Annotated in this window: 21 protein-coding genes and 2 tRNA genes; 3 read left to right on the top strand and 20 right to left on the bottom strand. The window is 41.8% G+C overall.

Annotation, left to right across the window (positions count from 1 at the left end; genetic code table 11):
• Positions 1-59 precede the first annotated feature (59 nt).
• The 16 genes from glnA to rsgA form a co-directional block, all read right to left on the bottom strand.
• The gene (glnA, locus tag NML76_RS03880; protein WP_003008870.1) at positions 60-1,406 is read right to left on the bottom strand and encodes a type I glutamate--ammonia ligase; all 1,347 of its coding nucleotides are present in this window, start codon (positions 1,404-1,406) and stop codon (positions 60-62) included.
• A gap of 39 nt (positions 1,407-1,445) precedes the next feature.
• Positions 1,446-1,805, bottom strand: a complete 360-nt coding sequence (locus tag NML76_RS03875; protein WP_014713966.1) for a MerR family transcriptional regulator — start codon at positions 1,803-1,805, stop codon at positions 1,446-1,448.
• A gap of 67 nt (positions 1,806-1,872) precedes the next feature.
• The gene (locus NML76_RS03870) at positions 1,873-2,406 is read right to left on the bottom strand and encodes an aromatic acid exporter family protein (RefSeq protein ID WP_070676019.1); all 534 of its coding nucleotides are present in this window, start codon (positions 2,404-2,406) and stop codon (positions 1,873-1,875) included.
• Positions 2,407-2,674: 268 nt separating this feature from the next.
• Positions 2,675-3,874, bottom strand: coding sequence for a phosphoglycerate kinase (pgk, locus tag NML76_RS03865; RefSeq protein ID WP_031573909.1), 1,200 nt, complete (start codon positions 3,872-3,874; stop codon positions 2,675-2,677).
• Between the two features lie 204 nt (positions 3,875-4,078).
• The gene (locus NML76_RS03860) at positions 4,079-8,842 is read right to left on the bottom strand and encodes a bacterial Ig-like domain-containing protein (RefSeq protein ID WP_080980946.1); all 4,764 of its coding nucleotides are present in this window, start codon (positions 8,840-8,842) and stop codon (positions 4,079-4,081) included.
• A gap of 233 nt (positions 8,843-9,075) precedes the next feature.
• Entirely contained in the window at positions 9,076-10,086 is a 1,011-nt protein-coding gene (gene gap / locus NML76_RS03855) for a type I glyceraldehyde-3-phosphate dehydrogenase (RefSeq protein ID WP_003003093.1), read from the bottom strand.
• Between the two features lie 278 nt (positions 10,087-10,364).
• A complete protein-coding gene (fusA, locus tag NML76_RS03850; protein ID WP_003003071.1) occupies positions 10,365-12,446 on the bottom strand; it encodes an elongation factor G in 2,082 nt (693 codons plus the stop codon).
• A 415-nt stretch (positions 12,447-12,861) separates the two neighbouring features.
• A complete protein-coding gene (rpsG, locus tag NML76_RS03845) occupies positions 12,862-13,332 on the bottom strand; it encodes a 30S ribosomal protein S7 (protein ID WP_003003105.1) in 471 nt (156 codons plus the stop codon).
• 19 nt (positions 13,333-13,351) lie between these two features.
• Entirely contained in the window at positions 13,352-13,765 is a 414-nt protein-coding gene (rpsL, locus tag NML76_RS03840) for a 30S ribosomal protein S12 (RefSeq protein WP_003003125.1), read from the bottom strand.
• A 205-nt stretch (positions 13,766-13,970) separates the two neighbouring features.
• Complete coding sequence (locus tag NML76_RS03835) at positions 13,971-14,540, bottom strand: hypothetical protein (protein ID WP_247923765.1); 570 nt, start codon at positions 14,538-14,540, stop codon at positions 13,971-13,973.
• 23 nt (positions 14,541-14,563) lie between these two features.
• Positions 14,564-15,379 carry a pur operon repressor gene (gene purR, locus NML76_RS03830; RefSeq protein WP_049491697.1) on the bottom strand — a complete coding sequence of 272 codons (816 nt, stop codon included), beginning with the start codon at positions 15,377-15,379 and terminating at the stop codon, positions 14,564-14,566.
• Between the two features lie 135 nt (positions 15,380-15,514).
• The gene (locus tag NML76_RS03825) at positions 15,515-16,459 is read right to left on the bottom strand and encodes a 3'-5' exoribonuclease YhaM family protein (protein ID WP_037608119.1); all 945 of its coding nucleotides are present in this window, start codon (positions 16,457-16,459) and stop codon (positions 15,515-15,517) included.
• Positions 16,446-17,696: a DNA recombination protein RmuC gene (locus tag NML76_RS03820; protein ID WP_049497101.1), complete on the bottom strand. Its 1,251-nt coding sequence runs from the start codon at positions 17,694-17,696 to the stop codon at positions 16,446-16,448. The genes NML76_RS03825 and NML76_RS03820 overlap by 14 nt, the downstream gene beginning before the upstream one ends.
• A gap of 1 nt (position 17,697) precedes the next feature.
• Complete coding sequence (locus NML76_RS03815) at positions 17,698-18,330, bottom strand: thiamine diphosphokinase (protein ID WP_247923764.1); 633 nt, start codon at positions 18,328-18,330, stop codon at positions 17,698-17,700.
• Positions 18,323-18,982 (bottom strand): ribulose-phosphate 3-epimerase, encoded by a 660-nt coding sequence (rpe, locus tag NML76_RS03810; protein WP_003002958.1) that lies wholly within the window; start codon positions 18,980-18,982, stop codon positions 18,323-18,325. Before rpe ends, NML76_RS03815 begins: the two co-directional genes overlap by 8 nt.
• 14 nt (positions 18,983-18,996) lie before the next feature.
• Positions 18,997-19,875, bottom strand: a complete 879-nt coding sequence (rsgA, locus tag NML76_RS03805; protein WP_254732736.1) for a ribosome small subunit-dependent GTPase A — start codon at positions 19,873-19,875, stop codon at positions 18,997-18,999.
• Positions 19,876-20,123: 248 nt separating this feature from the next.
• Here rsgA and NML76_RS03800 point away from each other — a divergent pair.
• Together NML76_RS03800 and NML76_RS03795 are read left to right on the top strand one after the other, a co-directional pair.
• Positions 20,124-20,206 (top strand) — tRNA-Leu (locus NML76_RS03800).
• A gap of 4 nt (positions 20,207-20,210) precedes the next feature.
• Positions 20,211-20,299 (top strand) — tRNA-Ser (locus tag NML76_RS03795).
• Between the two features lie 173 nt (positions 20,300-20,472).
• Here the strand turns inward: NML76_RS03795 and NML76_RS03790 are convergent.
• Genes NML76_RS03790 through NML76_RS03775 form a run of 4 tightly spaced genes read right to left on the bottom strand, consistent with a single transcriptional unit; the run spans position 20,473 to position 24,207 of the window.
• Positions 20,473-21,555: a DUF6287 domain-containing protein gene (locus tag NML76_RS03790; protein ID WP_021153979.1), complete on the bottom strand. Its 1,083-nt coding sequence runs from the start codon at positions 21,553-21,555 to the stop codon at positions 20,473-20,475.
• Between the two features lie 8 nt (positions 21,556-21,563).
• Positions 21,564-22,598, bottom strand: coding sequence for a hypothetical protein (locus NML76_RS03785; RefSeq protein WP_021153980.1), 1,035 nt, complete (start codon positions 22,596-22,598; stop codon positions 21,564-21,566).
• A 12-nt stretch (positions 22,599-22,610) separates the two neighbouring features.
• Positions 22,611-23,789 carry a hypothetical protein gene (locus tag NML76_RS03780; RefSeq protein WP_021153981.1) on the bottom strand — a complete coding sequence of 393 codons (1,179 nt, stop codon included), beginning with the start codon at positions 23,787-23,789 and terminating at the stop codon, positions 22,611-22,613.
• 1 nt (position 23,790) lies between these two features.
• A complete protein-coding gene (locus tag NML76_RS03775) occupies positions 23,791-24,207 on the bottom strand; it encodes a hypothetical protein (protein ID WP_021153982.1) in 417 nt (138 codons plus the stop codon).
• 317 nt (positions 24,208-24,524) lie between these two features.
• Between NML76_RS03775 and NML76_RS03770 the strand changes: the two genes are divergently transcribed.
• Positions 24,525-24,842 (top strand): helix-turn-helix domain-containing protein, encoded by a 318-nt coding sequence (locus tag NML76_RS03770; RefSeq protein WP_021153983.1) that lies wholly within the window; start codon positions 24,525-24,527, stop codon positions 24,840-24,842.
• The last annotated feature ends 238 nt before the right edge of the window (positions 24,843-25,080 follow it).

The raw sequence follows: 25,080 nt of genomic DNA, 5'->3' as shown, positions 1-25,080 counted from the left end.
ACAACCCAAAAATAATTGAGAGGCTAGGACTTTTGTCCTAGCCTCTTTACTCTTGTTTCTTAATAAAGATCTAAATAGTTGTCTACTTCCCATTGGGATACGAAGGTCGCATAGCTTGCCCATTCGATTCGTTTGGCTTCAAGGAAGCTGGTGTAAATGTGTTCACCCAAGGCAGCTTTCACCACTTCGTCTTCTGTCAAGGCTTTCAAAGCATTGTGAAGGGTAGAAGGTAAATCTGTGATTCCAGCTGCTCTACGTTCTTCCGGTGTCATCACATAGATATTTTCTTCGATCGGAGCAGGTGCTTCGATTTTATTTTCAATTCCGTGAAGGCCGACTTCAAGCAAGACTGCCAAGGCTACATAAGGATTGGCCATTGGATCTACGGAACGCAATTCCAAACGAGTTCCCATACCACGTGATGCTGGCACACGTACCAATGGGGAACGGTTGCGTCCTGCCCAAGCGATATAAACAGGTGCTTCATATCCAGGAACCAAACGTTTATAAGAGTTGACGGTTGGGTTGGTCACGGCTGTAAAGTTGTAGGCATGCTTGATCAAACCACCCAAGAAGTGATAAGCAGTTTCTGACAATTGCATTCCACGTGGATCTTCTGGATCAAAGAAGGCATTGTTGCCATCTTGGTCAAAGAGAGACATATTACAGTGCATACCTGATCCGGCAATTCCAAATTTAGGTTTAGCCATAAAGGTTGCGTACAAACCGTGTTTACGAGCGATGGTCTTCACAACGAGTTTAAAGATTTGGATCTTATCACAAGCGCGAAGAACTTCGTCATACTTAAAGTCGATTTCATGCTGACCAACGGCTACTTCATGGTGGCTGGCTTCTACTTCAAAGCCCATCTTGGTCAAGACATTTACGATTTCACGACGAGTGTTATCTGCAAGGTCTGTTGGAGCCAAGTCAAAATAGCCACCTTTGTCGTTTACTTCAAGAGTTGGATCTCCATTTTCGTCCAACTTGAAGAGGAAGAATTCTGGTTCTGGACCAAGGTTAAAGGATTTGAATCCAAGTTCTTCCATATGACGAAGGGCCCGTTTCAAGTTGCCACGTGGGTCTCCTGCAAATGGTTCTCCTTCTGTCGTATAGACGTCACAGATCAAGCCAGCTACGCTACCATTTTCATCTCCCCAAGGGAAGACTGTCCATGTATCCAAATCTGGGTAAAGATACATATCTGACTCGTTGATACGGACAAATCCTTCGATAGAAGAACCATCAAACATGGCTTTGTTTGAAAGAACCTTGTCCAGTTGCTCATCGGTAGCTGGAATTTCGACGTTCTTCATGGTTCCCAAAATATCAGAGAACATCAAGCGAATAAAAGTAACATTTTTTTCTTTTACTTCACGGCGAATATCTGCAGCAGTAATTGACATTTTTGTCTCCTTAAAATAGATTACAAGCTTATGAAATGATCAACGAAATTGACCATATGGCGATGGGGAAGATGTGAAGCGACTTTGCTGAAGAATGTCACGATGAAGAGCCTTACGAATGGCTTCTTGGCTGACCACCTTGGTTTGCTCTTGCTCTTTTTCCGCATATCTCTTCTTGATATCCGCAATATTCAAACCATCTGAAATATAATCTTTGATCTCAAGCAGACGGTCCATATTGTCCAATGAATACATGCGGCGATTGCCTTCTGTTCGATCAGGAGAAATTAACCCTTGATCTTCATAATAACGAATCTGACGAGCTGTCAAGTCGGTCAACTTCATAACACTTCCAATCGGAAAGACTGCCAGCGAGCGTCGTAATTCCTTTTCCTTCATACCATTCCTCTTTCTATTCTATTATATCGAAAAAAAAATCTATGTCAAGATTAAATGTTATATAATCTTACATAGCTTTTTTGTGTTTCTTGAGAAAATCGCGAATGCGATCTACGTCCGAATTGACCAAAATCGCAACGAAAACGCCAATAAAGGTCTCAAATATTCGGGCAAAAACATATAAGAAGGTTTCTCCGTTAGGAATTGAGAGGGTAATGATCAGCATTGCCGAAACTCCTCCAATAATTCCTGCTTTGTTATTCATAGCGACATTTGTCATAATGGTTAACATGGTCGCTATGGGTACAAAAATAAGAGTCACCCAATACGCCCCATGAAAGAGCGTTTTTAAAAGGAAGAACAATACAGCATAAAAACCTCCGATACTGTTGCCCATGACACGCGAAGCCCCGAAGTGGACACTCTTATCAAAGTCTTCCCTCAAACTAAAAACAGCTGTCAAAGTTCCGATCTGAAGGCCTCGCCAGCCAAATATTCCAAAAATAAGTAGTACAATAAAAACGGCAATCCCTGTTTTAAAGGTTCTCATCCCCAAACGGAATTTGGACCAATCAAATTTGTGTCGTTTAAAGTAATCCATGGTCACCTATCTTTCTATTTCTATTATTCTACCATATTTTCAGAAAGGAGAGAACAGATATCAGTAGAAAGAAAAAAGAGAGTGGGACAGAAATCGGTAATTCGTTAGAATTCGATTTCGTCGTCCCACCTCCGCACAGTTGAGTAGGGATATAAAAGCTAATGAAATCAGCATAGTAGAGCCCACTCAACCACTGCGTCTTGCTAGACAATCCAAAAATAATTGAGAGGCTAGGACTTTTGTCCCAGCCTCTTTCATTTTATTTAGTTTATTTGTCTGTAAGAGCAGCCAATCCTGGAAGTTCTTTACCTTCAAGGAGTTCCATAGAAGCACCACCACCAGTAGAGATCCATGAGAATTTGTCTGCACGGCCAAGGTTGATCGCAGCAGCAGCTGAGTCACCACCACCGATGATTGATTTAACGCCTGGTTGTTTCACGATAGCGTCCATCACACCGATTGTACCAGCTTGGAAGTCAGGGTTTTCAAATACACCCATAGGTCCGTTCCATACAACTGTTTTCGCACCAGTCAATTCTTGGTCGAATTTAGCGATTGATTTAGGACCGATATCAAGACCAAGGAATCCTGGATCTACTGCTTCACCTTCAGTGTCTTTCACTTCAGTGTAGTCAGCAAATGCGTTCGCTTCTTTTGAGTCAACTGGCAAGATCAATTTGCCGTTTGATTTTTCAAGAAGAGCTTTCGCCACATCCAATTTGTCTTCTTCTACAAGTGAGTTACCGATTTCGATACCTTGTGCTTTGTAGAATGTGTAAGTCATCCCACCACCGATAAGAACTTTATCAGCTTTTTCAAGCAAGTTTTCGATAACACCGATCTTGTCTGAAACTTTTGAACCACCAAGGATGGCTACGAATGGACGTTCTGGAGCTTCAACTGCTTCTTTAATGTAAGCAATTTCGTTTTCAAGAAGGAATCCAGCAACAGCTTTTTCAACGTTTGCTGAGATACCAACGTTAGATGCGTGTGCACGGTGAGCTGTACCAAATGCATCGTTTACGAAGATACCATCTCCAAGTGATGCCCAGTATTTACCAAGTTCAGGATCGTTTTTAGATTCTTTCTTGCCGTCAACATCTTCGAAACGAGTGTTTTCAACCAAGAGAACTTGTCCATCTTCAAGAGCGTTAACAGCTGCTTCCAATTCAGCACCACGTGTAACACCTGGGATAAATTGAACTTCTTGACCCAATTTTGCAGCCAAGTCAGCAGCTACAGGAGCAAGTGATTTACCTTCTTTATCTGCTTCTTCTTTAACACGTCCAAGGTGAGAGAAGAGGATTGCACGTCCACCTTGTTCAAGGATGTACTTGATAGTTGGAAGAGCTGCAGTGATACGGTTATCATTAGTGATCACGCCATCTTTTACAGGAACGTTGAAGTCAACACGAACGAGAACTTTTTTCCCTTTCAAGTCAACGTCTTTAACAGTCAATTTTGCCATTAGATATGACTCCTTCTTTTTTTAATACATGATAATTATATCACAAAAGCTGTAAAAGAGGTAGAAAAATCCAATGCTTTTCCCCTCTAATTCACAGGATCCGAACGACACTTCTAGATACAAGATCAAACCTCTCTGGTTTTCACCAGAGAGGTTTTTTTTGAGAGTGACTTTTTAAGTGAACAAAAGAATCTTGTAAAAGAATTACTCTTCTTTCTTCTTACCAGCCAAGAGGAAGCCTCCTAAGGCTGCTAGGAGAACAGCTTCAGCTGCAAAGGAAGCTTCTAGGCTTGCCGTATTTGGTAAGTGTTCCGATTGACCTTCTTTGCTGGCATCTTTTGTTTCTTGCTGAACCGTTGGCTGTAAGTTCACTCCTTGGTGGGCACTTAACAACTGATGGATCTCTTGATCGACCATATCCTTGTGTTCTTCCTCCTGATGATCCGCTTGAGTAGAAGTCGTTGGGGCCAACTGATCCACTTGAGAAGGCTCTGTAGGCTTCAATGGATTAGCTGGATCCGGAGTCACTGGGGCAGCTGGTTGAACAGGCTGATCTGGTTTAGCCGGTTCTTCTGGTTGGATCGGTTGGTCTGGTCCTTCCGTTTTGGCTGGCTTATAGACAATCGCATAGTGGGTAAAGTGAGGAGCTGTAAAGATGACCACATCTCCGACTCTCTCAAAGGCCAAGGATTGAGGAGCTTGACCTTCTGGGAAGAAGAGAACTTGCTCCACTTCTTTATCCTTATCCACAGGGATTTTCACAAGGGATGGATGGTGCGTATCGATGTCTTGACCGCTTGCATCCACGCCTTCAATATCAAAGACGATTCCTTCTCGGCCCTTCAGCTCTTCTTTTTCTGTCTGATTGGCTTCAACTTTTGCGACTTTTAGTCCTTTGACAACGGTTGGCTCTAAGTTGGAGAATTGAACTTCGACTCCAGTCGCAGGGTCTACAAAGACCGCTGGCTTATCTTCTTTCAGGAGCGCAATCAAGGTCTCTAGACCTGTCTTAGCTGTTTCAAGCGCTTCAGGAGTGAGCTCTGAAGAAGCTAGGAGCTCTTTATTTTTCTCCAGGAGTGCCTGCAAAGCCTCTCCAGAAGGGTGATTTGGCTTGCTTGTTAATAGAGCAGTCGCTTCTGTTGTCAGAGCAGAGAGAGCTTCTTTTTCTTTTGTTAGATTGGCTTGACCATCCAAGGCTTTCAAGAGAGCGGTCAATTGGTTCAACTGCTCATTGACTTGATCTTGTGTGCTGGTATCATGCTCTTTCAAGACTTTTTCAGAAGCAGCCATTCCAGCCAGCAAAGCTTCTTTGACTTCAGGAGTCGCAAAAGTAAAGTCTACTTTGGCTTTTGCAGCTTCAGCTTCAGCCAATTTTTGCTTAAGGTATTCATCGTTGAGAGCTGGTTTTGGATTCACGAGGACATCAAAGCTTGTACTAGCTCCTTTGTAATGGACAGTGATGGTTTGACGACCTTCCTTGGTCGTATCAAAGCCAGTCACTTCAACCCCTTCATCTGTCAAGGCATGCGTTTCGGTCGTTTCATCTTCAAAGACGACTGTAAAGCGTCCACCCTCCTTCTCCAATGCTTCTCCGACAATATATTCCACTTTTGGTTTGTCGGTCAATTCTAGACCAGCAACTGCTTTTTCACCTGCTTCCTCTGCACTGACCACAAAAACAGTGAGGGTCTTATCCAATTTCTGACCAAGGTAAGAGACTTCTAGGTGTTGTTCTCCAAGCTTGCTACTGTCAAATCCATGAATCTCTACACCTGAGTTGGTGAGATTGACCAGTTGATCTGCTTGGCCATCTTTATAATGAACGCGGAGAGTCGCCCCTTTCAAGGAAAGGGCATCGCCTTCCCGGTAAACCTTCTTGCTCAATCCATCTTCAAATTGAAGTCCCGCAATTTCTTTATCATTCTTTGGAACTTCGATCGCCAAAACATTACTGATATCTTTACCAGGAACTTGTGCACGATAGTAAAGAAGAGACGGGGTTGATTCAAAAGCCAGCGGTTTAAAGATGAGATTTCCAGCTTGATCGGCTGTCATGGTCGCAATTGGACTAGTGGCTTCTTTATCGGCATAAAGAGTCAGAGTGGTATCGGCCGGAACATCTTTGAAGCCGACTTGGACAAAATGATTACCTAAGTTTTGCGCTGCAGCATGTTTCATCGGAATATTGACCGTTTCAGTATCCAGACTTTCATACATCTTCCAGTTGTAAATCCGGATGGCTTGCCATGGGGTGCCGTTATCTGCCGTAATGACATGGAGACGCCAGTCTTGAGCCTTGATTGGATGGTCGAGTGTAATGTCGGACACATGGGCTTTATTGCCACGAACTTCCTTAGCAAGCTTCCATTCACCCGCTTCATCCTTGTAGTAAAGGTCGAAGTCACGGGTATTCATCTTGCCATCGTCGACAGATTCTCCACCCGCACCGGCATGGTCCATGACCCAACGAACAATGGTCCGTGGTTGTGTCAAACGAATATCGACGGTTCCACTCAATTGAGCAGAAGACCATTTATCTGAAAGACTGGTAATGGTACCATTTAACATACCTTCGATGCCTTCACTACCATCCGCATCCGGGAAGCTCGAACCGATCACTTTGGCTCCGATGACCACGTTTGGCGCTAAAGCTTTTGGTAGACTGGTATCTGACACGGTCATGCCCCAATCAAAGGCTACAGTTCCCGCATCCGAACGTTGACCATTCTTTCCAACTGCCACAACCTTGAGTTCCTGAGTGGTTCCTTCAGCACTTGCTGAACGGCTAACTTTTGGTAGATAGACGGTTGTCGCAGAAGACCCTGTTAAGAGACGCCAGTTATCGCCATCTTTTTCATAGACTTCATAATAATCCGCATCTGCTACCCCTTTAAAATTGAGGACTGCTTCTGCTTCTTGCGCATTTTGTAGGCGTTTTGCTCGAACGGATACTTCTGCTGGAGTCGCTGGTTTCTCTTGGTTTGAAGTAATCGACAATTGGCCGAGATTAAATTTGTAGTCTTTAACATCCGTATCATGGTCAAAGAACATCTTCACAGCATAAATGGTCTTGCCAGCCAAACTTCCCAAATCAAAGGTTTGAGTAGACCAATCCGCACTCGGTGTCAATTCTTTCCATTCGTATTCAGAGTAGTCTTCTTTGGTGGCAACAGCTACCCAGGCAGCTGCTCCGATCCCACCTTTATGACTGACGCTCAATTTTGTCGTTTCTGTCACAGGAATCTTGGTCGAATAGAGCATGACATTTTGACTGCTATTGGCTTTTAAATCTCCTTCAAAGGCTAGAGAATTTCCTCCATTGTAGGCTTGATCAAAATCATAACGACCTTTCAATGGCGCACTATCCTCACTATGCTCTACCCACCAACGCCATGTTGGAAGGTAGCCAGAAACAGAACGGTAGTTCCACTCCCCTTCTTTAGAAATCTTGCCATCCACAAACCAGTGTTTTCCGTGTCCAGTATTAAAGGAAGTATTGAAATCTTCACTAGTGATTGGGGTTTTGTCCACTACTAGATTGGACATACCGTACCAAGATTGGTCTGCTGGTTTTCCTTTAGTCGGATCTCCTTGGAAACCTGTCCAGAATAGATCTTCATGGGTATGGTATCCTTCTCCAGTCTTTCCTAGCCCTGTAATCGTATCTGGCGCATAAAGACCAAGGGATAGACGCAACTTGCCATGTTCATCTAAAATGGCATTCCAGTCTACATTAGTCTTATAAGAGCCTCCTTTTTGGAGCTCGAGTCCAGCTAGAACATCATAAGGATTCCGATGAATCCATTTAGCTGTGCTGATGGAATAATCAACTTCTGATTTGCCCCAGTTAAAGTTAGCAAAGAAAGTATCAACTGGATTTTCCCCGTTTTCAGGCTGCATGAAATTGTAGTTGTATTCTCCCAGCGCATTCTCATGGTAACGACCATATTCATAGGTCATAGCATCATACCAGGAATACTTAATCGGATAGTTCAGACTCTTCGCATATTCCTTGGTATAAAGAAGAAAATCTCTCAATTTTGGACCCAATGGTTCTACAAGATTTCCGGTCGTTTCTTGGTTGATAAAGTAACCATCAAAGCCATAGTACTTGGCAAGTTCGACTAATTTACGGGCGATCGGGAAAGTTTTAGAGCCTTCACTATCTTCTTTCAAGGTTTCTGCAAAATGTTCTTGATCCTTGATGCTGCTAGACCAGTTATAAAAGATTGTTCCATAAATAGGAACCCCATTTCGGTGGGCAGCATCGATCACATCTGCTGATGGAACCAGCCCTTCCCAAAAGACCATGGAATCCAAATATTGCCAGTAATCAAACGCATAGGCTTTAAACTCTTCCCCGCCGACAGACGCATGATCCTTTGCTTTGGAGTTCATATTTGACAGTGCTTGGATCTTCGCTTCAGGGTTGGCTTGTTCATTAATTTGTTTTCCTTGGAAACGACTCGCAAGTGGGACGCTTGCTCTGTTCATATCGTCATCCACTCGTTTTCCTGGTTCCCACTTCAAGAGATCGTCCCAGGTATCGAACTTAACTTCTTTGGGTCTCAATTGTTTTTCTTCATTGGTTGGTAAATCGGCCACTTTTTCAGCAGCAACTTTTGGTTTTTCAGTCTCTGAAACAGCTGGATGATCTGTAGTCGTCGAGCTAGCTTCTGTACTCGTAGGGCTAGCCTCCGGAGTGACCGCTTCTGCGACTGGTTTTTCCGTTTCTGCAGAAGGTAAGGCCGCATCTGCAGTATAGACGCCAGCTTCTCTCACTAGATGATTGACGTCTTCGGTCGTTGCTGAAGAGCTTTCCAAGGGTTGTTCACTAGTAGAAACCGTCTCATCTGCAGAGACAGCACCTGTTCCTAAAAATGCTAACCCAATCAATGCGGAACAAACCCCCACACTGAATTTTCGTATACTAAATCGTTCTTTCTTTTCAAATAGATGACCGTTCATCTTGACCTCCTTGTATGGTTTTTTCTTTTTCTTGAGCGATTTCCATTGGCTCCTTTCTCCACGACCTGTAATCGCTTTCATTTTCTTGTATTAGAAATCTCCAATCAAGAATAGGATACCCTAATCTATTTAGCACTGTCAATCTATTTTGGCAATTCCTATAATATGATGAGAAAGCTCTAAAAAAAGTACAAAAAAAGAGGAGGTTTCCCTCCTCTCATCATACGCATGAATTATTTAGCAATTTTTGCGAAGTATTCAAGAGTACGAACAAGTTGTGCAGTGTAAGACATTTCGTTGTCATACCATGAAACAACTTTAACCAATTGTTTACCGTCAACGTCAATAACTTTAGTTTGAGTTGCGTCAAACAATGATCCGTAAGACATACCTACAACGTCTGAAGAAACGATTGGATCTTCAGTGTAACCGTATGATTCGTTTGAAGCTGCTTTCATAGCTGCGTTCACTTCATCAACAGTAACGTTCTTATCAAGAACAACTACCAATTCAGTAACTGATCCAGTTGGAACAGGAACACGTTGTGCAGCTCCGTCCAATTTACCGTTCAATTCAGGGATAACCAAACCGATTGCTTTAGCAGCACCAGTTGAGTTAGGAACGATGTTAGCAGCACCAGCGCGTGCACGACGAAGGTCACCTTTACGGTGTGGACCGTCAAGGATCATTTGGTCACCAGTGTAAGCGTGGATAGTAGTCATCAATCCTTCAACAACACCGAAGTTATCTTGAAGAGCTTTAGCCATTGGAGCCAAGCAGTTTGTAGTACATGAAGCACCTGAGATAACTGTTTCAGTACCATCAAGAATATCGTGGTTAGTGTTAAATACGACTGTTTTAACATCTGATCCACCAGGAGCAGTGATAACAACTTTCTTAGCACCACCAGCATGCAAGTGTTTTTCAGCAGCTGCTTTAGTAGCAAAGAAACCAGTTGCTTCAAGAACGATTTCTACACCGTCGTTAGCCCAGTCGATTTGTTCTGGATCACGTTCAGCGGAAACTTTAACGAATTTACCGTTAACTTCGAATCCACCTTCTTTAACTTCCACAGTACCGTCGAAACGACCTTGAGTTGTATCGTATTTCAACAAGTGTGCAAGCATAACTGGATCTGTAAGGTCGTTGATGCGTGTAACTTCAACACCTTCTACGTTTTGGATACGACGGAAAGCAAGACGTCCGATACGACCGAAACCGTTAATACCAACTTTAACTACCATTCGTGATTTCCTCCTTATGAAAATCAAAAAATTTTTTTGTGAAAAGAGTAACTTGACACAGCGCCAAACATCTTTTAACAGTCTCTATTATATACTTTATTGCATTAAAAAGCAACTATTTCCCAACGAAAAGCAAGATTTATCATAGATCACCACCTCTTTTATTAAAGTTTTTCACAAAGTCTTGATCGATAGGAAAAGCACTTTTTTACTTGTATTCACTCTTGGAACAAAGAAAAACTCTTCCCGAATGGGAAGAGTTTCTTAGCTTTGGTAAATTAAGCTTCACCTTTAGCTTTTTTAATGATTTCTTCTTGTACTGATTTTGGTACATCTTCGTAGTGGTCAAATACCATCATGAAGGTACCACGTCCTTGAGTTGCAGAACGAAGAACAGTAGCGTAACCAAACATTTCAGCAAGTGGGACATAAGCACGAACGATTTGGCTTGCACCGTGTGCTTCCATACCATCTACACGTCCACGACGAGCAGTTACGTGACCCATAACATCCCCAAGGTTTTCTTCAGGAACTGTGATGGTTACAAGCATCATTGGTTCAAGGATAGCTGGTTGTGCAGTCTTAGCAGCTTCTTTAAGCGCAAGAGATGCAGCGATCTTGAAGGCAGTTTCAGATGAGTCGACATCGTGGTATGAACCATCGTAAAGCTTAGCTTTCACGTCAACCATTGGGTAACCAGCAAGAACACCGTTCGCCATAGATTCTTGAAGTCCTTTTTCTACTGCAGGGATGAATTCACGTGGAACCACACCACCGACGATAGCATTTTCGAACTCGAATCCTTTACCTTCTTCGTTTGGAGTAAATTCGATCCAAACATCACCAAACTGACCTTTACCACCAGATTGACGTTTGAAGAATCCACGTGCTTGTGTAGAAGCGCGGAATGTTTCACGGTAAGATACTTGAGGGGCACCAACGTTAGCTTCAACCTTGAATTCACGTTTCATACGGTCAACAAGGACATCCAAGTGCAACTCACCCATACCAGAGATAACTGTTTCACCAGTTTCAGGGTTTGTTTCAACGCGGAATGTTGGATCTTCTTCAGCCAATTTTTGAAGGGCGATACCCATCTTGTCTTGGTCTGCTTTAGATTTAGGTTCAACCATCAATTGGATAACTGGTTCTGGAACTTCGATTGATTCAAGGATGATTTTTGCTTTTTCATCTGTCAATGAGTCACCAGTTGTAGTATCTTTCAAACCAACGGCAGCAGCGATATCTCCAGAGTAAACTGTTTCGATTTCTTTACGAGTGTTGGCGTGCATTTGAAGGATACGTCCGATACGTTCACGTTTACCTTTAGAAGTGTTCAAGACGTATGAACCTGAGTTCAAGACACCTGAGTAAACACGGAAGAATGTCAAACGACCTACGAATGGGTCAGTCATGATCTTGAAGGCAAGAGCTGCAAATGGCTCTTCATCAGATGCTGGACGTTCTTCTTCTTCGTCTGTATCTGGGTTTACACCCTTGATTGCAGGGATATCAAGTGGGCTTGGAAGGTAGTCAAGGACTGCATCCAACATCAATTGAACCCCTTTGTTCTTGAAGGCAGAACCACAAAGTACTGGGTAGAATTCAACGTTGATTGTAGCTTTACGGATACCAGCTTTCAATTCTTCGTTTGTGATTTCTTCCCCTTCAAGGTATTTCATCATCAAGTCTTCATCAGTTTCAGCAACTGCTTCAACCAATTTTTCACGGTATTCTTGAGCTTGTTCAAGGTATTCAGCTGGAATATCTTCTTCAAGGATATCTGTACCAAGGTCGTTAGTATAGATTTCAGCTTTCATCTTGATCAAGTCAATGATTCCGCGGAAGTCATCTTCAGCACCGATTGGCAATTGAATTGGGTGAGCGTTTGCTTGAAGACGGTCATGAAGTGTGCTTACTGAGTAAAGGAAGTCAGCACCGATTTTATCCATCTTGTTAGCGAATACGATACGTGGAACTCCGTATTCAGTTGCTTGACGCCAAACTGTTTCAGTTTGAGGCTCAACACCTGATTGTGAGTCAAGAACGGTTACAGCACCGTCCAAAACGCGGAGTGAACGTTGAACTTCGATAGTGAAGTCCACGTGTCCTGGTGTGTCGATGATGTTTACACGAGTGTCTTTCCATTGAGCTGTTGTAGCGGCAGATGTGATGGTGATACCACGTTCTTGCTCTTGCTCCATCCAGTCCATTTGTGACGCACCTTCGTGAGTTTCACCGATTTTGTGAATCTTACCAGTGTAGTAAAGGATACGCTCAGTTGTAGTTGTTTTACCAGCATCGACGTGAGCCATGATACCGATATTACGAGTTTTTTCAAGTGAAAATTCGCGTGCCATGAGGTTTGTTTCTCCTATATTTTTTATTTCTATATTCTATTATAACATGATTTAATAAAAACGGATAGGCAGGACCTACCCGTTCTCAGTGTTTTCATGCTAAGTTTTGGTTCCAACTTGTAAGAAGAGTTGAATTGGGTCCAAGAGCTGACGAAGCTTAATTGAACTCGGGCTAAAAGCTCAAGTTAACTGATTTGAACCCGAGCGAGGCCCGGTGCAAAAAAGATAAACTGCTTTGTGTTCACGGAACACTGCATCAGTTTCCTATTTTTGCCTTGGGCCTTTGCCGCTATTAGTATCATAATTGAACCCGGGCTAAAAGCTCGGAAAATAGATAAGCTTTCCTAGAATCCTTGATTCTTCGTCAAGCTTCCTAATTTTCAGTCGCTTTTTTAACGCCCTCAGTATCTTAATCTTACCAGCGGAAGTGTGCGAATGCACGGTTAGCTTCAGCCATACGGTGAGTATCTTCACGTTTCTTAACAGCTGCACCAGTGTTGTTCGCTGCATCCAAGATTTCTTTTGCAAGACGATCAACCATTGTGTGTTCACCACGTTGACGAGCGATTGTTACCAACCAACGAAGTCCAAGTGTTGTACGACGTTCTGGACGAACTTCAACTGGGACTTGGTAGTTAGAACCACCGACACGGCGAGCACGTACTTCAAGTACAGGCATAATGTTTTCCATAGCTGTTTCGAATACTTCAAGAGCGTCGTTTCCAGTAGCTTCTTTAATTTGTTCGAAAGCTCCGTATACGATTGAAGCAGCTGTACCACGTTTACCATCAAGCATAACGCGGTTGATAAGACGAGTAACTAATTGTGAATTGTAAAGCGGATCTGGCAATACATCGCGTTTAGGCGCACGGTTTTTACGACTCATTTTTCTTTATCCCCTTTCCTTATGCTTTTGGTTTTTTAGTACCGTATTTAGAACGGCCTTGTTTACGATCGTTTACACCTGCAGTATCAAGTGCTCCACGGACGATATGGTAACGTACCCCTGGAAGGTCTTTTACACGTCCACCACGAAGAAGAACCACGCTGTGTTCTTGCAAGTTGTGTCCGATACCTGGGATATAAGCAGTTACTTCGATCAAGTTGCTCAAACGTACACGAGCGAATTTACGAAGGGCTGAGTTAGGTTTTTTAGGTGTCATTGTTCCAACACGAGTTGCAACACCACGTTTTTGTGGTGAAGAAACGTTTGTTTGAACTTTTTTATGACTGTTGTAACCAACGTTCAAAGCTGGTGATTTAGATTTTTCTACTTTTGATTTACGCGGTTTGCGAACCAATTGGTTAATTGTAGGCATCTACATTCTCCTGTGAAATTTTTTATTTTTGGTGATGGTACACTTGGTGACAGCTACCATCTGTGTGTACTTTTGCAACATTTGTCAGCACGTCCCTGTACACTCTTGAGAGACCAAAAGTAAAAAGTACCGTCTATTATTATAACATGACGGCACTTTGATTGCAAGATGTTTTTTTATTTTTTAAAGAAGTCGAAAAAGTTCATTATTGACCAGCTTCAGCAGGTACTTCTACCCCTGCATCTGCAGCCGGAGCATACTGTTGTTGTTGCTGTTGTGGTTGAACTGTCGCATTGGCTCCAGCTACTCCAGCATTGGCATTAGCATTAGCATTAGCATTTGCGTTGGCATTAGCGTCTGTTTGAGTCTGCTGTGTTGCCGCTGTGTCGCTCTCATAGGTCAGTCCATAATAGTTAGCGATGTATTGAATACGGGCTTCAAGCGATTGCTTTTGAGTCGCATCTTTGACTTTCTTCACAGCAGCTTGGGCAGCGTTCACAGAATCTTGACTTGGCGTTGTTTCCATTTGAACGACTGCTTTTTCAGCAGCTTCTGTATTTTTCTTTTCTTCCTTCTTTTCTTTTTCTTCCTTTGTTTCCTTTTTCACTGGAAGGGAACCTGTTTTTTTAGCAGGTTGAATTTCTGTCGTTACCTGGGCAGCCGTATTCTTTTTAACGGTATACAAACCAGCTACCAAAATAAAGGATAGAGACAGAACTGTCACCAAGCGAATCCACAAAGGACTATTATCAAATCGATCTAAAATTCTTTTCACTTTTTGATCCTCCTTTGTTGCTCTTAATCAAAGATATTCCCAACTTCGACACTCAATTTATTTTCTTTTACATCGATGTTGGTCACGCGCAATAAGGATTTGTGTTCAAAGAATTCCCGGTCGGTTGCAGCATTATCCGCAAAGACAGCTACTCCTGCTAATTCAGAATCAAATTCAGACAAGAGGCTGACCATTCCGTTAATCGTTCCGCCACCTTTAAGGAAATCATCGACAATCAAGACTCGGCTTCCTGCTTTTAGGCTCCGCTTTGAAAGGAACATTTTCTCAATACGATCCCCACTTGAGCCGGAAACATAGTTGACACTAACGGTTGACCCTTCAGTGATTTTCAAATCACGACGGACAATGACGAATGGAACATTCAAGACATTGGCTACTGCATTAGCTAGAGGAACTCCCTTAGTCGCTACGGTCATGACAGCATCAATCTTCTTGCCCCGGAAGGCTTTGGCAATGATGCGGCCGATCCGATTCAAAATCTTCGGATTGCTCAAAAGATCAGACAGGTAAATGTAGCCACCAGGAAGGATACGATCACTTTCAGACAGTTGCTTGCAAAGATCTTCGACGATTTCTTTGGATTCTTGATCTGAGATAGACGGTGTAAAGATAACACCTCCACCAGCTCCTGTAATGGTCTCAATATTTCCGATTTCCATCTCTTCAAACGCACGCTTAATGATCACGATATCTTCTGAGATGGAAGACTTGGCAGACTCATACTTTTCCGCAAACGTATTGAGGCTAGTCAATTCATAGGGATGGTTGATCAAGTAATTAGAAATTACGACCATCCGTTCACTTCTTCTTAATTTCATTTTCTCACCATGTAGTTTTTTCTATCATTATACCATAAGAAGCGAAAAAAACGAACATTCTGATTTACAGAAGGCCGTTTTTTCCTGATTATTTTATTTTTGGCAGAATCATTCCCGTATTTATCCCTGTTTTTACTAGTCGAGATTCGGTTTATAGAAGGAACGATTTTCCATGGCGAAGATTTTATTGGTCATTTCGCCAGGACCAATTAAGCCAAGGGCTGTTGTCATCATCATCATTTCCGCATCCAAATTATCGATCATATGAATAATCTCTGCTTCCATGATCTTTGGACGAACAGGACTACCGTATTCGAGCAAGCCATGGTGACTCAAGATCACATGGCGAAGGACGATGACTTCTTCTTTTTGGTCATCAATCTTCAAGTCTTGCAAGACCTTGGTGATTTCTTCATCGATCAGTGCAATGTGGCCGATGAGGTTGCCCCGAACAGTGTATTCTGTATTTTCAGGCCCCGTCAACTCGATCACCTTGGCCAAATCGTGTAACATAATCCCTGCAAAGAGCAAGCTCTTATTCAACTGAGGATATATATCGCCGATACTATCTGCCAAGCGGACCATGGTTGCCGTATGATAAGCAAGGCCTGCTTCAAAGGCATGGTGGTTGGTCTTAGCAGCTGGATAACTATAAAACTCTTTCTCATATTTCCCATAGAGGGCCCGGACAATCCGTTGCCAGACTGGATTTTCAATTTTGAAAATCATGTTTGACAGGTATTCATGCAATTCCTTGGGATCTACTGGTGGTTTTTCCTTAAAGTCTGCTGGATTGTTGGGCTCTCCTGCTTGGGGCAAGCGCATGTTTAATTGGTTGACTTGCGGAGTATTATTGTAAACTTCTCGACGTCCAGACATATGGACCACGCGCCCAGCCATAAAACTCTCTACATTGTGGGGTTGGGCATCCCATAGTTTACCTTCGATTGTACCGGTCTCATCCTGGAAGACAAAGGCGAGGTAGTTTTTCCCGGCCCGCGTTTGACGCACTTCTGCTGACTTGATCAAATAGAATCCTTCGAACAATTCATCTTTTTTCATTTGGTTAATTTTGACCATCATCTTCTCCATCTTCTATATATACATCTAGTCCCAGCAGGTCCTCATCGCTTTCGATTTGGCGGAGTGTCCGCTCGATGGCACTGGTACGTCTGGTTAGCAAATCATCAATATTATTGGAAGCATTCTTTAAATGGCGCTGAGTCTTGGCCAGAATCCCTCCAAACTTATGGAATTCTGATTTGACCGATCCCAACACCTTGCTAATGTCATCTGCGCTCTTTTGGATGTTGAGCGTTTTAAAGCCAACAGACAAGGAGTTCAAGAGGGCTGATAAGGTACTTGGCCCAGCCACTAAAATTTGTTCGTCCCGACGCAAGCGGTCGAAGAATTCTGGATTGCGAACCACTTCGGAATAGAGGCCTTCAGTTGGCAAAAAGAGAATTCCGAAATTCGTTGTCGCTGGTGGAAAGAGGTATTTTTGTTGGATATCCTTAGCAAAACGCTTGATACTAGCAAGAAGGGCCTTGCGGTAACGCTCGATCTCCTCTTTCTCTCCTGATTCATAAGCTTCTTCCAGACGATAGTAGTCTTCCAGTGGGAATTTAGAGTCAATCGGCAGATAGACTGGCTCCTCTCCTTGTCCTGGAAGCTTAATAGCATACTCCACACGCTCACTGGATTGGGGAACGGTGACAAACTCCCGCTCATACTGGGCTGGGGTCAAGATATCTTCAATGATTTGACCCAGCTGCAATTCGCCCATAATCCCACGCGTCTTGGTGTTGGAGAGAACTTTATTAAGGGTTCCGACATCCCGCGCCACTGTCTGCATTTCTCCCAACCCTTTGTTGACCGACTCCAATTGTTTTGAAACCGTCTCAAAGGAGGTCTGCAAGCGGTGCTGCAAGGTTTTCTCCAATTTTTCTTCTACCGTTTGGCGCATCTGTTCTAGCCGCACTTCATTGGACTCTTGGATCTGGCGCATGCGCTCATCTGTTTTGTCCCGATTTTTAGTAAAGTGCTCATTCATCTCAGCGCGCAGAGCCGTCGTCTGCTGGTGGATCTCCACTCTCATCTCGGTTAAGCGATCTGTCAGGGCAATCTCTAACTGCTGATTGGCAATCTGGCTTGCTTGTCTTTCTTTTTCAAAACGATAGTCCAACTGGTCTGTCAAATGATCCTCATGGTCTTCCAGCATCTCTCGTAAAGCCGGTCTTGTGTCGTCTGACCGTTGCAAGAAATAGATGAGGAGGCCCAGATTGAGTAGGCCAATCAGAAGCAGAATGATATTCATATTAACCTCTGTCTTTACTATAAACAATGACAAGATAGCCACGATCAAGACTCACTTGAATCGGTTGATCCAAAAATTCATTGGAGCCATACATGGCCTTCAAAAAATAATTCTCCTGATGGAGCGGATACTTGGCCCCTGTGATCTCTAAGTGGCCTTGTCCGACAGGCATAAAACCAACATAGGACATGGCAGGATCTGGCTGAATCTCATGGCAACCAGCTGGTCTGTAGATCAAGCGATTTTGACCGTCGACTAATTGGATCTGCTCCATGTAGGGAGCTAGGTCTGGATCGGTCGGCAAAAAGATATTGGACAAGAAGTGATCCAAACGACCGCCAAAGGCACCATAAACGGTGACACCAGCCTCTGGATAGGCCTCAAAGGCCGCTTTTAAGGCCAATTCCAAATCCGTATCGTTCTTTTCAGGGATGGATTGAATAACCTGCTTGGCTTGGGTTTGGATCTGGCGCAAATCGGTCTCAGAGACAGAATCGAAATCCCCCACAGCTATATCTAAAGGCAGACCTTGTTCCAGTAACTTCAAACAGCCACCATCAACGCCTACATAAACGTCATGATCTTTTGGCAAGAGCGCGCTGTCACCTCCTGCCAGTATTGCGATCTTACCCATTTACAGCATCTCGGAGCGTTTGGACGCGCTCATTGACATCTCCATTAAAGACATAAGAGCCTGCTACAAAAACATTGGCCCCGGCTTCTTTTGCTTGGGAAATACTTTGACTATCAATTCCACCATCCACTTCGATATCAAAGTCTAAGCCTTTTTCTTCACGAAGAGCGGCTAATTCGCGCACCTTGTCCATGGTTTCAGGCAAGAAGGCTTGACCACCGAATCCTGGATTAACGGTCATGACCAAGACTTGGTCCACCAAGTTCAAGACATGTTTGATACTGTCTACAGGAGTCCCTGGGTTGATCACGACACTAGCCTTCACACCTGCTTGACGAATTTTTTGAAGAGCTCCGTGAATATGGGGAGTAGCTTCTACGTGGATGCTGATGATATCAGCACCTGCACGGGCAAATTCTTCGATATGGTGTTCGGGATTGGTGACCATCAAGTGGCAATCAAAGACCAACTTGCTATGTGGACGCATGCTCTCTACGACACCAGCTCCAAAGCTGATATTGGGCACAAAATGGCCATCCATGACATCGATATGGGCATAGTCAGCTCCAGCTGCTTCTAAGCGTTTCAATTCACTTTCAAAATTGGCATAATCGGCACTCAAAATTGAGGGTGCAATTTTCATTGTTTTCATCGTTGTAGTGTCTCCTATTTTGGCATTTTTTTCGAAACTTTTTTATAGGTTTCTCGACGGTTTTCAATCTCACTTAGAAATTGCAAGTAATCCTCATAACGGAAAGGCGCAATTTCCTCTCTTTCAACGGCTGGTTTCACCGCACAAGCGGGCTCATGCGTGTGGGTACAGGTACGAAATTTACAAGAGTGGCTCACATCGGCGATCTCTGGAAAGGCTTGATTTAAGTCTTCACTGGTCGTCACTTCATAATCGAGGGAGGAGAAGCCTGGCGTATCTGCGATCTTTCCTCCATTTAAATGGTAAAAGCTGACAGCTCGGGTCGTGTGTCGACCGCGCCCCAGACTATCTGAAATCTCACCCGTTTCAAGCTCTAGATCCGGAGCGATTTTATTGAGCAAGGTCGATTTTCCTACACCGGTCTGTCCAATAAAGACCGTGGTTTGATTGGTCAAAAGGGGCAAGAGTTCCTCAATTGACAAGACAAAATCATAGCCAATTGCTTGATAGATCCCTTGGTAGTAGTGGATGTCTTCCATATCTTCTAACAAGTCCAGTTTTGAAATATAGACAATGGGATGAATCCCCTTATGCTCCAAAAGAACCAGAAAACGGTCTAAAAGATTGGCGTTGAAATCTGGCTCCTTAGCTGACATGATCACTACTGCCTGATCAATATTGACAATAGGAGGGCGCACGAGGCTATTTTTTCGAGGCGCAATGCTCAAGATGTAGCCTTCTGAATTCTCTTCAGCAGAGAACTCCACCTGATCCCCCACATAAGGAGTCTGTCCTTTTTTTCTAAAATTTCCACGAGCCCGTGTCTGGTAAATGTGACCATCTGACTCCACGTAGTAAAAGCCAGCCAAGGCCTTGACGATTGTTCCTTGCAAATCGCACTCCTTTGAGATTAATACTATCTATTATACCAAAAAATGAGAAATAAGGCTGGATTGCTCAATAAGAAAAAACGAAAAGTGAACCTCTCCGGACGCTTTTAGAAACGAATAGGTTCGTTTTTTAAATGGATAGAAACAGAAGACGGAGTATCTGTTATGACTTGTCTTTTAGCAGAATTCGGGAAAGGGCACCTTCCTTTTTTTCCTTGGCATTTTTCCTAAAAAGTGTATAATAGAACTATGCGGAGGTGGTGGAACGGCAGACACGCATGCTTCAGGCGCATGTGCCCCTTCGGGCGTGAGGGTTCAAATCCCTTTCTCCGCATCTTGGAAAGGTGGCCCAGCTCGGTACGGCACCGGACTCGAAATCCGGCAAGTGGATTTTCTTCACGCGCGGGTTCAAATCCCGTCCTTTCCTTACGATACAGATAAGAGTCTGGGACAAAAGTCCTTTAGCTCCAAAAAAGCAACGGATTTGCCGTTGCTTTTTTGGTACTAGGCGACTATTGCCCCAGACTCTTTTTTTAATTTATGGGATATTATTGTCGACGTACTTTATTTATATAAGTCAGTAATTGGAGGAGTAGCTGATTAATTCGATATATGATAATAGACATCGGAGGTGTCAATTGGCTGTGATTGAACAGCCATAATTCTAATTTGATTTTTATCAGAATTATCTATACCACTTCTCGTAATAATGCTAGTTCCAATAGGGTATATAATTATACTACCTCCTGAAGAATTTGAACCTACTTGTAAACCAATTATACCATTAGTTCCTCCAGCATTAGCACTGGTAATAGTCCCTAAATTTACCAACCCTTTATTATCAAAGATAATTTGTTGCCCTGATGCATTTTGCCAAACTCCTGCAATGCTTGTATAGTCTCCTCGTAGGATTGCATCGGTATCAATACCCTGTATCTCTGGTTGTGGTGTACTTTCTTGTTGCTGTAATTTTGGTGTTGGTGCTGGTATAGCTTCTGTGACCACCCAAAATTGAAATTTCTCAGAATCTTCCATGATTTTAACTGTGAAAGTGATTTTCATTCCTTCTGTCCAGCCTGTGGTGAGTGATTTCATGATTTGGATCTCAATACCTGAGATAGGAGCATTGCTAGCCTTAACCCAAATGGAGTAGTAAGGATTAAGTTTCTTGAAATGTCCCGAATAATCCGCCCATTCGCTTTGTCTAAAAAGTTCTGCTGTGAAACGGTATCGTTGCCCCGTCTTAAGCGTTCCATCGTTCTCCATATCTCTTAGAGCCTCTGCTGAGGTTTCAATCACAGGTGCCTCTGGTTCACTGCTAGAAGAGGAGGAATTTGAGGAAGAACTTCTGTAAGAAAATTCAGAGGTGTTTTTCTTTGAAGAACTTTGCTTTGTGACAACTTGTGTGGAGTCGTCCCTGTGATTGAGAAACCAAAGACTTGTACCGCCTATCACAAGAGCTACAATTGTCACTATCACTGTGTAAATCCATGGCTTACGTTTTTCACGCACTTTCATCACTATGATTTGATCTTTGTTCTGGTAAACCTCTACTATATCATTGACTTTGGGCTTGAATGAAAGTTCATTCAAGGCAACTTTTGTGGTTTCACCTGTGTTGAGAAGGATATGTGCGTGTGTAACCGTGATGCTAATGATTTTGTGTTTAGATCTTAGTTTCATGATATTTCCTAGTTTTCGTATATGAATCCAATCATAAATGGAACAGGTTTTGGTAGTTCGATTCCTTCGGTAAGGGATTCATTGTCGTCAGATAGACCTCCTGTATTACCATATAGAGTAATTTGGTCACCTAGATGAATTGGTTCCTCGTAATTAACGTCAAATATAGTAACTAGAAGTATTTTATTTTCGTCATTATCTACGGCAATTTTTAGAGTACGGCTAGCAAATCTTTTGACTTCTTGCAATACTTTTCCTTTAACTTTAGCTTGTGTTCCGTTAGGGATTTCGTTATTGCTCCACTTTTCAAAATTAACTGGTATATAGTCAGATTTATTCTTCTCTGTAGTTGACAATTCAGATGAAGAGTCATCAGCAGAAGAACTTGAAGTAGGGTTATTTATATTCTTAGCTGTATAGTAGTTATCTGCGATAATTTCTTCAATCTGTTGCTGAGAAGTTTTACCATTGATACCAATAATGTCATCCTTATGTACATCACCTAAATACTTACTTTTAGGTATTTTCACAGTAGCTGTAACAAGATTTGTATGTTCCTTGTTAAAGATGTTATTTGCATTGTTATTAAATATAAACTCATCCAGCTCACCGATTTGGAAAGTTACATAGTTACCAGATTCCTCTGGTTCACTCATAACTTTTCCATAACCTTGTACAGTGAGTCCTCTGGCTCTGAGATAGTTATCTATGGTTTTAAATCCTTTGGTAGAGTCCACATGGTTAAATGTTACTAAGTAAAAGATACTAAAAACTACTAGTATGCTCAGAGCAGATAATATTGAATAACGTAAGAACTTTGACTTGTTTTTGGGGGTTGATTTTACTATGGGAGAGTTTTGCCGTAATTTTTTTGTAGAATGGAGATTAGATGATTTAATGATAATATCTCCATAAACTTCAACTATTTCACCGATTGTGAACTCTGAATCTAGCGATGAATGAGTAAATTCTTTCATCGTACCGTCATTAAAACCAACGTAGATATTTGTATCTGTTATCTTAATAATTTTTCCTATATTCATTTTTATTATCTCTTAATCTTTTCGTTCTACGCCCTGAACACTTCCACTATTATTAGCACTTAACACATTGACACCATCAATAGTGACTACAGAACCGAATAAATTAACTGTATCTCCCACTTCCATTTTCCTATAGTGTTTTTCGATATATTCTTCTGTGTCTCTTGTGAGCAATATTTTTAATTCATCTTCATTTTTGAAGTAAAATTCATTAATTTCTTTGTCTTCCGTTAAATCAAACCATATCGGTCTTACTTTGATAATAGTACCAAGAATTGTATCAGTGTCTTCAATCTCTTCAACCACACCCAGTGTCTCAAAGCTATCTTTCTCTCGATTAGATATATATTCATCAAATGTCATATCAGCGGTAAAAACATCAATTATCTTAATAGCTATTGAGTCAGAATCTTTTACTATTTTCCCTTCCATGGTTACCCATTTGTTTCCAGATGGGGAGTGTTCATCTGGATTTTTTATGGTATTGATTTTCAGTGTTTCTCCCATATATTTTGCACCATAGTCGACTCCATTTACTTTTAACACCATAATATTCTTAATTTCAGTTGGACTGTCCTCCATCATCGGTATATTGAACTCAGCTTGTATAGATATACTTTTACCGATGTTATCTTTGAGCAACTGATTTAGTTTGGAAGAACTAGAGAGTTCTTCTGTTTTGCTTGTCTCCATGCGACTAGTTGAGTTATTTGTATTTGTTAATGTGTGGTGTGTGAGTGAAGCAATGATTAGGATGGCTAATGAAAGTACAAGATATATGACTGTAGTTAGTCTAGGGAAGAGATTTTTCTTGAATAGGGATAGAATCAAAAGAAACAGATTTAAGATACTAAGCACAAGAGGGAATAAAATGAAAACTATTGTTAGGATATTGTGCAGATAGTTAGTAAAGTCTGTAAAGGCGAGCTGTAGCATTGTAAGAAGAACAAGGAGTATGAAAATAACAATGATATTGATTCTAGTTGTTAGAGATAGTCTCTTGAATCTATTTTTAATAGAGTCTGACTTAACAGGAAGATTAGATTTTGTTACAAAATCTCCATAAACCTCTACAGGATCTCCTAATACAGGTTTAAATTCAAGAGATGTGCGTGAAATTTCCTTGACAGCACCATCTTCATATCCAATATATACTGTTGTATCTGTGATTTTAATTATTTTTCCGTTCATTTTATCCCCAAGTAGTAGCACCGATAAGTGCACCTATCCAAATACCTAGAATCATTGTTCCGATTGAAGCAATCATAATGATAGTCCCTTGTTCCTTATCTCCTCTACTACGCACAAGATAGCCTAAGATGATGCCAATAATTCCAAAAACTAAAGGTAAAAGTAGAAGTGAGGTGCCAGTACAAATCCAACCCCAAACTTTTAATGCAGTTGTATTGCTTGGTTTATTCTCAGCGGTTTGTTGAAAAGTAGATTTTCGCTTGATAATGTAACTGCCCTCTGTGCCATAAACTTCCACTTCATCTCCAACTTCTGGGAGAAAATCAAAATATTCCCTTTCAATTTCAAGGAGAGTTCCATCGGTTTTTCCAAGGTATATGGTTTCGATATTGTCTTTTAAAACTTTATAAACATTCATTTGATTTTCCTTTTCTATTTTTCTAGTCAACTTTTTTAAATATTCCCATGCTTTAACTAGTGTCGTTGGTAAATAGTTTGAATATCATTTTTTATGACTCTGTATTGTACTTTCTTTTTTACATTATGACTTTCTATAGTAGTTTTACATATTAAAAGTATGTTTTTTTATCATAAAAAGACTTATTTGTATTTAATTATATCATAAAAACACATCTAGAGTATTTTTTATAAAAAAATAAATACAATAACGCCCTGACGTTTTGAGCGAATAAAGGGTAGCCTATATCTTATAGAAAGAACATAGGAGAATAAAGCATGTCGTTGAGCGAAAATGTTTCCAAACGAATCTATGAGTTAAGGACAAATAAAAAGATGACACAGGAGAAGTTAGCAGATAAAGCAGGCATGGATGTCAATGCTCTGGGACGAATTGAACGTGGGCAAAATAGTAATATCAAGTTGGAAACTTTAGACAAAATTATCCGTGCTTTGGAGATAGACTATAGAACCTTCTTTTCATTTTCTGTGAGTGAGGACACTTTTTCTAAAATTGCGTCCAAGCTATCGCTAGTAGCTGACGAGGAAAGATTTCTGGAAATATTTGATAGAATACTGGATATTGAGTTAAAATGAGTAGAAATTAGGTATAAATAAAAAGTACCAAACAGTAATTTCTACTTGCCTGCTGAACTCATCAGTAATGAGAATTTTTGTACTCTTTTTGTACACTTTGGAGTAAAGTCTAGTATTTTTTTAATTTTTTATCCGGAGAAAATTCCTTGTGAATAGTCGAATAGAAGAGTAGCTAAAAGCATTTATGGGGGATAAGGTGGGCGACCAAAGTCATGACATAGGGCGTAGAAGCGACTAT

Origin of the sequence: Streptococcus sp. CF8_Ac1-9 (assembly GCF_024295565.1) — a bacterium.
In the GTDB taxonomy this organism is placed as follows: domain Bacteria; phylum Bacillota; class Bacilli; order Lactobacillales; family Streptococcaceae; genus Streptococcus; species Streptococcus parasanguinis_X.
The sequence above is the reverse complement of the archived record's forward strand: the minus strand, read 5'-3'. Positions and strand labels throughout refer to the sequence as shown.

Bases quoted from the DNA above. Each gene is read 5' to 3' on its own strand.
- glnA (WP_003008870.1), bottom strand. From the start codon at position 1,406: ATGTCAATTACTGCTGCAGATATTCGCCGTGAAGTAAAAGAAAAAAAT.
- NML76_RS03875 (WP_014713966.1), bottom strand. From the start codon at position 1,805: ATGAAGGAAAAGGAATTACGACGCTCGCTGGCAGTCTTTCCGATTGGA.
- NML76_RS03870 (WP_070676019.1), bottom strand. From the start codon at position 2,406: ATGGATTACTTTAAACGACACAAATTTGATTGGTCCAAATTCCGTTTG.
- pgk (WP_031573909.1), bottom strand. From the start codon at position 3,874: ATGGCAAAATTGACTGTTAAAGACGTTGACTTGAAAGGGAAAAAAGTT.
- NML76_RS03860 (WP_080980946.1), bottom strand. From the start codon at position 8,842: ATGAACGGTCATCTATTTGAAAAGAAAGAACGATTTAGTATACGAAAA.
- gap (WP_003003093.1), bottom strand. From the start codon at position 10,086: ATGGTAGTTAAAGTTGGTATTAACGGTTTCGGTCGTATCGGACGTCTT.
- fusA (WP_003003071.1), bottom strand. From the start codon at position 12,446: ATGGCACGCGAATTTTCACTTGAAAAAACTCGTAATATCGGTATCATG.
- rpsG (WP_003003105.1), bottom strand. From the start codon at position 13,332: ATGAGTCGTAAAAACCGTGCGCCTAAACGCGATGTATTGCCAGATCCG.
- rpsL (WP_003003125.1), bottom strand. From the start codon at position 13,765: ATGCCTACAATTAACCAATTGGTTCGCAAACCGCGTAAATCAAAAGTA.
- purR (WP_049491697.1), bottom strand. From the start codon at position 15,379: ATGAAATTAAGAAGAAGTGAACGGATGGTCGTAATTTCTAATTACTTG.
- NML76_RS03825 (WP_037608119.1), bottom strand. From the start codon at position 16,459: ATGGTCAAAATTAACCAAATGAAAAAAGATGAATTGTTCGAAGGATTC.
- NML76_RS03820 (WP_049497101.1), bottom strand. From the start codon at position 17,696: ATGAATATCATTCTGCTTCTGATTGGCCTACTCAATCTGGGCCTCCTC.
- NML76_RS03815 (WP_247923764.1), bottom strand. From the start codon at position 18,330: ATGGGTAAGATCGCAATACTGGCAGGAGGTGACAGCGCGCTCTTGCCA.
- rpe (WP_003002958.1), bottom strand. From the start codon at position 18,982: ATGAAAACAATGAAAATTGCACCCTCAATTTTGAGTGCCGATTATGCC.
- NML76_RS03790 (WP_021153979.1), bottom strand. From the start codon at position 21,555: ATGAAACTAAGATCTAAACACAAAATCATTAGCATCACGGTTACACAC.
- NML76_RS03785 (WP_021153980.1), bottom strand. From the start codon at position 22,598: ATGAATATAGGAAAAATTATTAAGATAACAGATACAAATATCTACGTT.
- NML76_RS03780 (WP_021153981.1), bottom strand. From the start codon at position 23,789: ATGAACGGAAAAATAATTAAAATCACAGATACAACAGTATATATTGGA.
- NML76_RS03775 (WP_021153982.1), bottom strand. From the start codon at position 24,207: ATGAATGTTTATAAAGTTTTAAAAGACAATATCGAAACCATATACCTT.
- NML76_RS03770 (WP_021153983.1), top strand. From the start codon at position 24,525: ATGTCGTTGAGCGAAAATGTTTCCAAACGAATCTATGAGTTAAGGACA.